Origin of the sequence: Corallococcus llansteffanensis (genome assembly GCF_003612055.1) — a bacterium.
Lineage (GTDB): Bacteria > Myxococcota > Myxococcia > Myxococcales > Myxococcaceae > Corallococcus > Corallococcus llansteffanensis.
Map to the genome: position 1 here is coordinate 1 of NZ_RAWB01001045.1, position 1,209 is coordinate 1,209.

A 1,209-nucleotide genomic window follows, 5' to 3' on the forward strand; every position below is an offset into this window, starting at 1 on the left:
CTAGTGGAGTGTCCGCGAAGTAAGTCGACATAGTCGCGGAGGATGAATAGCTCTCCTCCATGAGGAGACGACCTCCGCGGCTCATCCAGCTCTCCCAGGAGGATACTGCCCTCCTGGAAGAGCTGGTGCACGACGGCCGCACTGAGCAGCGCGTGGCGCGTCGGGCGAGCATTCTGCTGGCCATGGCCGACCCGGCCACCGTCGTGCAGGACCTGGCCGAGCACTTCGGTCTGGACCGCACCAGCATCTGGAGCTTGTGCCGACGTTACGAAGCAGCGGGGGCCTTCGTGGTCTGGGATGCTCCTCGTTCTGGCCGCCCATCGCGGCTCTCCCCCCCTGCAGCTCGTAGAAGTGGAGCAACTGGCCTGCTGTGAGCCGGCGGGAGTGGGCCTGCACATGACCCAGTGGAGTACCCGCTCGCTGGCGCGCGTCGCCCGCGAGCGCGGCATCGCGCCCACCCTGTCGCACTCCACGGTAGCGCTCATCCTCAAGCACGCGGAGCTGCAGCCCCACCGGAGCCGGTACTGGAAGACGCCCACCCTGGACGAGGATTTCCGCCAGAAGGCGGCGGCGGTCCTCTGGTGCTACGAGCGGGCCCAGGCCCTTGCCCAACGCGGGGAGGTGGTGCTGTGCGTGGACGAGAAGCCCAACATCCAGGTGCTTGAGCGCCGCTGTCCTACCCTCCCCGGACGTCCGGGCCTTATCGAGCGCCGCGAGTTCGAGTACGTGCGCCATGGGACGGTGAACTTCCTGGCCTTGCTGGTGGTGCACGCGGGCACCATGCGGGGCTGGTGCCTGGAGAAGAACGACGGGGCGTGCCTGCGCGCAGTCCTGCCCCAGTTGCTGCACCCCTACCGCAAGGCTCGACGGGTCCACCTCATCTGGGATGGAGGCTCCAGCCACATCGCCCAGGACACGCGCGAGTTGCTGCGCCGCTACCACCACGTGCGTGTCCTCGTGACGCCACCTCATGCCTCATGGCTCAACCAGGCCGAGTTGCTGCTGCGGGCCTTCAGCGCGCGCTATCTGCAGCGCGGCGGTTGGAAGCGCCGCTCCGACTTCGTCGCCCACCTCGATGCAAGCTGGCCCGAGTACAACCTCCTCTACGCCCATCCCTTCACCTGGCTTTGGACTCGGGCCAAGATGCACGACTGGTTCGAGCGGCACCGCCGCTGACTATGTTGGATTACTTCGCGGACACTCCACTAG

The 1,209-nt window shown here is 66.9% G+C and carries 1 protein-coding gene; it reads left to right on the forward strand.

The window, feature by feature from the left end; all coding sequences use genetic code 11:
• The first annotated feature begins 297 nt into the window (after positions 1-297).
• Complete coding sequence (locus D7V93_RS43205; protein ID WP_120648691.1) at positions 298-1,176, forward strand: IS630 family transposase; 879 nt, start codon at positions 298-300, stop codon at positions 1,174-1,176.
• Positions 1,177-1,209 lie beyond the last annotated feature (33 nt).